The organism is Psychroserpens sp., assembly GCF_036960315.1.
GTDB lineage: Bacteria > Bacteroidota > Bacteroidia > Flavobacteriales > Flavobacteriaceae > Psychroserpens.
Window position 1 is genome coordinate 1 of the sequence record NZ_JBALVR010000025.1, and the last position, 5,446, is coordinate 5,446.

At 34.0% G+C, this 5,446-nt stretch carries 5 protein-coding genes; 1 reads left to right on the forward strand and 4 read right to left on the reverse strand.

Annotated features, from left to right (window positions below):
* Window positions 1-200: 200 nt before the first annotated feature.
* The 3 genes from V7719_RS18680 to V7719_RS18690 form a co-directional block, all read right to left on the reverse strand.
* Entirely contained in the window at window positions 201-950 is a 750-nt protein-coding gene (locus V7719_RS18680; RefSeq protein ID WP_335731460.1) for a DUF6090 family protein, read from the reverse strand.
* 196 nt (window positions 951-1,146) lie between these two features.
* Window positions 1,147-2,193 carry a proline iminopeptidase-family hydrolase gene (locus V7719_RS18685; protein ID WP_335731461.1) on the reverse strand — a complete coding sequence of 349 codons (1,047 nt, stop codon included), beginning with the start codon at window positions 2,191-2,193 and terminating at the stop codon, window positions 1,147-1,149.
* A gap of 246 nt (window positions 2,194-2,439) precedes the next feature.
* Window positions 2,440-4,095, reverse strand: a complete 1,656-nt coding sequence (locus V7719_RS18690) for a M28 family peptidase (protein ID WP_335644697.1) — start codon at window positions 4,093-4,095, stop codon at window positions 2,440-2,442.
* 286 nt (window positions 4,096-4,381) lie between these two features.
* Here V7719_RS18690 and V7719_RS18695 point away from each other — a divergent pair, with 286 nt between their 5' ends.
* Window positions 4,382-4,585 (forward strand): tyrosine-type recombinase/integrase, encoded by a 204-nt coding sequence (locus tag V7719_RS18695; protein ID WP_335634732.1) that lies wholly within the window; start codon window positions 4,382-4,384, stop codon window positions 4,583-4,585.
* 27 nt (window positions 4,586-4,612) lie between these two features.
* Here V7719_RS18695 and V7719_RS18700 read toward each other — a convergent pair.
* Window positions 4,613-5,446 (reverse strand): DUF6090 family protein (locus tag V7719_RS18700; RefSeq protein WP_442969109.1); only part of this gene is annotated, 834 nt, incomplete at its 5' end.

The following is a 5,446-nucleotide window of genomic DNA, read 5'->3' on the forward strand; positions in this document are numbered from 1 at the left end:
AGAATTTTATCATTGGTTAGCGGTTTCTGGTAATGAAGCACAACGTTGATGTATATGAGCTGTGGCGTGTTTTAACACGAACCTCTCCAGATAAAAACTGTCTTTTGAAAATCCGCAGGATTTTCCAAGTGAGGACAGACCAAGCCATAGCTTATATACTTTGTTGTGCTTTCGTTATTTTTTTTACGTTCAGTTTTAAATTAATTATGTTGTACATTTTGTCTATTCTTTGAATAGCTTTTAATTTCATCGTCTATTAAACTTTTTAATCTTTCTGTACTTGTTATAAGTTGGTCGCTTATATAATCAATGGTCATAGCTGATTGAAAAGAAATATGTTTTATATTTTTATAGAATTCGGTATCGGTAGCTATTGACTTTAAATCAAAACTTATTCCCTTATAAGATGAGACAGGATTAATTAAATTAGAAGCTTCAGGCATTCCATTAAGGTGCCCAATAGCCAATCTTTCGGTTTCCTTTAAGGCAGGATTATAAGATGATGTAATTTGCTGATTCAATTCAACTTGTGATTGATAATTCGCTAACGCGTTTTTAAGATTTTCTGAATTAATGTATGATAATTTCCCAGAACTAACAATTTCAGTATAGGTAGGAAGCATTTGAGAGTAATCCATAATCCAACCAACCCTTGTTATGGCGGTAATAAACATTGTGGAATCTATTACTTTTTGGTCGTCAAGTGATTTGAGTATAAAATCTGCCCAATCTTTTCGAACTTTTAATAAATTTTGTTGGTCTTTCAAATCTTTGATGTTCTCTTCAACTTCTAACTTAAGATTACTCAATAAGACCTCGGTTTCTCTATGTGCTATACGGTCTTGATTCCAATTATTAATTGACAACGCAATCAAGATTCCAATGACGACAAGTATTATTTCTCCGATTGCATAAATCAGATACTTACTGAATTTATTTTCAGTCAGCATTTTTTGGCGAATTTTTCTAAAGAATTTTATCATTGGTTAGCGGTTTCTGATAATGAAGCACAACGGTTTTGTGTATGAGCCGTTGCGTGTCTTGGTATGAGCCATTAAAAGTACACAACTGCACTGGAAAATCCGATAGGATTTTCCAGATAAGCATAGGCCCAGCAATGGCTTATACAGTGTGTTGTGGTTCGTTTTATTTGAATTCCCCTCTATTTACATCTTTAATAAATGTTACTAGTGCAGGGAAATATGTTTCAGGGTCGTCGAATTGAGAACAATGGCTTCCGTTTGTAGTCACACTTCTTCCGTTTTGCACTTCTGTAGCCATCCACTCCATATATTTTGGATCCATCGTGTCATATTTGGCACCAAGCATTAAGGTTGGTACTTTAATTTCCTTTAGTCTATTGGACACATCCCAATTTTTTAAGGATGCATTACCCGTCATTCCAAATTCACTATGACCTTGCATGAAAATATAAATATTTGGATTTAAATGCTCAAAAAGTAGGTTTATTGATTTTGGCCATTTTTCTAAAGGCATTCTCAAAATATGTTCGGTATAATAATTATTCATTAAAAGCTCGCCATATTTCGGATTGTCAAAATCATTGTTCTTCTCCATATCCATAACTTCCTTATAAACTTTAGGATCCATTTGTCCTCCTAAAACCTCATTGGCATATTTGGTATAAGCCGGAGCACTTGCCATCATATTTGAAATGATAAGTCCTTTTAGGTTCTTCTGATATTTTAAGGCGTATTCCATGGCCAACATACCACCCCAAGATTGACCGAGCAGGTAAAAATTGTCTTTATTAAGGTTCAATGCTTTTCGGACTTGTTCTACTTCTTCCACAAAATGTTCGGTAGTCCAGAGTGTAGAATCGTTAGGTTTGTCGCTGTAATAGGAATCGAGTTGGTCGTAATAAATGTATTCGATTTCTTCGTTTGGCAAGTAACCATCAAAGTTTCCAAATTCCTCGTGAGTTCCACCAGGACCACCGTGAAGCAGTAATACACGCATTTTGGGATTATTTCCCATACGTTTTGTATAGACATTAAAAGTGCCTTTTGGCGTTTCTATAGGAATCATTTTAATCCCACCAGTAATTTGGTCATCTTTATTGGAATAATCAAAATAACTACTTTTTTCGATATTCGAAGTCTGCTTTTTCCCATTATTCGAACACCCTTGGAAAATAAAAAATGCAAAAGCAATACATATTAAATTTTTCATGTTTTATAGTTTTAAGTTAGTTTCTGTTTGATAATGAACCACAACGGTTTGTGTATGATTTGTTTGCGTTGATTAAGCGACTAATTTAGTAAATACAAACTGAATAGAAAATCTGATAGGATTTTCGTAAGTAGGCTATACCTAGCCATTAATTATACACGGTGTTAGCCTTTCGTTATTTTTCTTTAATTTCTTAGTTCAATAATTCCTTAATTTCTAAAATTCACTTGCTTAGGAGTTGAAATTTTATTTTTTAAACTTTTTAAAGAAGGAATCTTCATTCCAAGTTGGTTTTTCTTCTGAAACATTGATGAGGTAACTATTCATAAACTGCAATCTCACATACGTTTTGGCAGCATTAAAATTAAACATAGCGTCATTTAATTCATCGGATGGTTTGTGGTAATGTTGTTCTGTAAACGCCTTAATTATAGAATCCAATCCGGTTTCTGAGTTTTCTGTTTTTAAACCTGCTTTCATGCGTAACGCTGGAATACCTTCTAATACGAAATTAAAATTATCGCTTCGTACAAATCTAACTTGCTCTGGAGCATGGTCTGGATCTATTTGCAAATTCAACTGGTTTGTAGATCTTTTAACTACTTCCATAATACTACTTTGTTCAGCACCTAAAGGCTCTACAGATAACAATGGAGCAATTAATGTTGGCATATCTGTATTGACATTGGCTATAATTTTTTCTTGATCCACAGGAGGATTAACTGCTAGGTACTTTGAGCCTAATAAGCCCATTTCCTCTGCTGTAACAGCAGCAAAAATAACGGAGCGCTTTGGTTTTGAGGGTAATTTACTATAGAGTCTAGCAATTTCTAACATGGCACTTATTCCTGAGGCATTATCGTGAGCACCATTATAAATAGAATCACCATCGACTGGTTTGCCAATACCAACATGGTCTAAATGTGCTGTATGAACGATATATTCGTCTTTCAATTCTTCTCCTTCCAAAAGGCCTATAACATTAGCACTTTCAAATTCTTCAAATTCCGATATAACCTTTCCTTTTAGATGAATAGCTTTTGATGGCTGGCTTATAGCCTCACCATTTTCCTTGTAATTCTCCCAATTTTCAGAGGTGATACCTGTGAGTTTTGATAAAGTTATCCAATTTAAATAGCCTCCAAATTTTAAATGAGTGCCCAAGTCAGATACTCCTAAAGCTTTGCCACTAGGTAATAAAACACTTTTAAGACCTCGGTCTTTAAATCTATTGTAAATACTATTAAAAGAACTACCTCTATCAGGTGCTGTTGCGAATAGAAACCCTTCCGCACCTAAGTTATCTAAGGTCGCTATTTTGGTTGCTCTATTACCAAAATAAGCTCTTTCACTTGCTGGTAAAGAGCTTGGTGCCCCAGAAAATAGAACTACAATTTTTCCTTTTACGTCAAGGTTTTCAAAGTCATTAATACCATATTCTGGAGCTTTGATGCCATAACCAGCGATAACCAGATTTCCTGAAAACTCGGTTAAAACCTCATTGGCATTCCCCCAATAAAAATAATCTTCACCAACCTGTAAGCTATCCTGATCATTTAAAATCATAAAAGACTGCTCATTTTCAACGACAGAATTTCGCAAGGTTAAAGTTTGATAATAGGAGCTTGTCTCTTTCTCTCCAAGTGGTTTAAGTCCAAATTCTTTGTATTGATTTGCAACATAGGCCATTGCTTTATCATAATCTGGAGTTCCTGGAAGTCTACCCTTTAGACTATCGTGTGCAAGTACAGCAATATGATGTCTAAAATCATCGGAATTTACAGATTCTGAGAATATGGCTAAATTTTCATCACTTAATACAGTTTCTTTTTTACAACTTGTAAAAAGAGTGATGCTTAAACAAAGAATGAGGTAAGGGTTATTTCTAAATAAATTTTTCATTGTTTTGTTGTTGGTTAAAATGAAGGCTAACGTAGGGATATAGATCATATGATCTATATATCTTTTGTATGTGGAACTAAGATAAGATATTATTAATATAAGTTAAGTTAACGAATCCCAGCAAACACGGGGAGTTTGGGATAGTAGAAAATGAGGGCGGTGACTTCATAGCAGACTACTACATAGCTTTCGGATAGTCCCATAACCTTCTTCACTACTGTTCCGGTAAAAGCTATAGGATGCATATAGATCATAGCTTACAGAGTCTTATTTGAAGTCAGTTGAGGTGGGCATAAACAAGCTAAAAAGCCACCACATGGTAAGAAAGACCTTTGCATCTACTGTATTATTATACAATGATGTACCAATGGAGATTGTAAGTGAGCTATTAGGGCATAGCAGCATGAAGATCACCCAGGAGTATTATGGAAAGGTTGTTCAGAAAAGGGTGAGTCAGGAGATGCAAAGGATTTCTAATAAACTTGGGTAACGTTTGGTGTATGAAGCTTAGTGGCTTTTAGCCACATTGTTGTGCTTTCGTTTTTAACACATTTTGATCCGATATTTCATTGTCAATATTTATAATTAATCTATTAACACTTTCAATAAGCCGATTTTGAATTTTAATGAAATTTTGGCAGCTATTCACTGTATAATTCAATATCTGCATATATTCAGAATTAGCCATTAGCTGATTATAATCCCGTGGTTTTAGTGATTGAAACAATTCAAATGTTTCAAATTCCTTAATGTATATGGGTTTAATATAGTTGTCATAGTGTTCAACAAAATATGTTTTTTCAAAAGCTCTAAATGCGCTAAACTCATTTCCATATAGCATCGTGATTTGGGATCTCAAAGAATCATTAGAAATTAACTCAATGCCGTTCTGACTTAGATTATCAAATGTAGTCTGAACAGGAAGGAATACTATAAAAGGATATAAATTCGAGAAATGATAGTCTAACGAATCATGATAGGATAGATTGTTTTCCATATGAGAGATGATAATCTCATTGGATTTTTTGCAATCCTCTAAAGAACCAATGTGACTGTTTATTTCAATGATGTTTTGATTGAGGTCTGACTTCAATTCCTTAAGCGTTTTGATTTCAATCTTTCTTAGCTTATTGATTTCATTCCAGTTATTTATTTGTAGCGCAATCAAAATTCCAATAACTACAAGTATAATTTCGCCAATCGCATAAATCAGATATTTGCTGAATTTGTTTTCAGTAAGTAGTTTTTGTCTAATTTTTCTGAAGAATTTCATATTTGCTAATGGTTGGTCATAATGAAGGCTAACGGTCTCGTATAAGAATAGTTGCGGGTTTACGTGCGAGGATTTTCC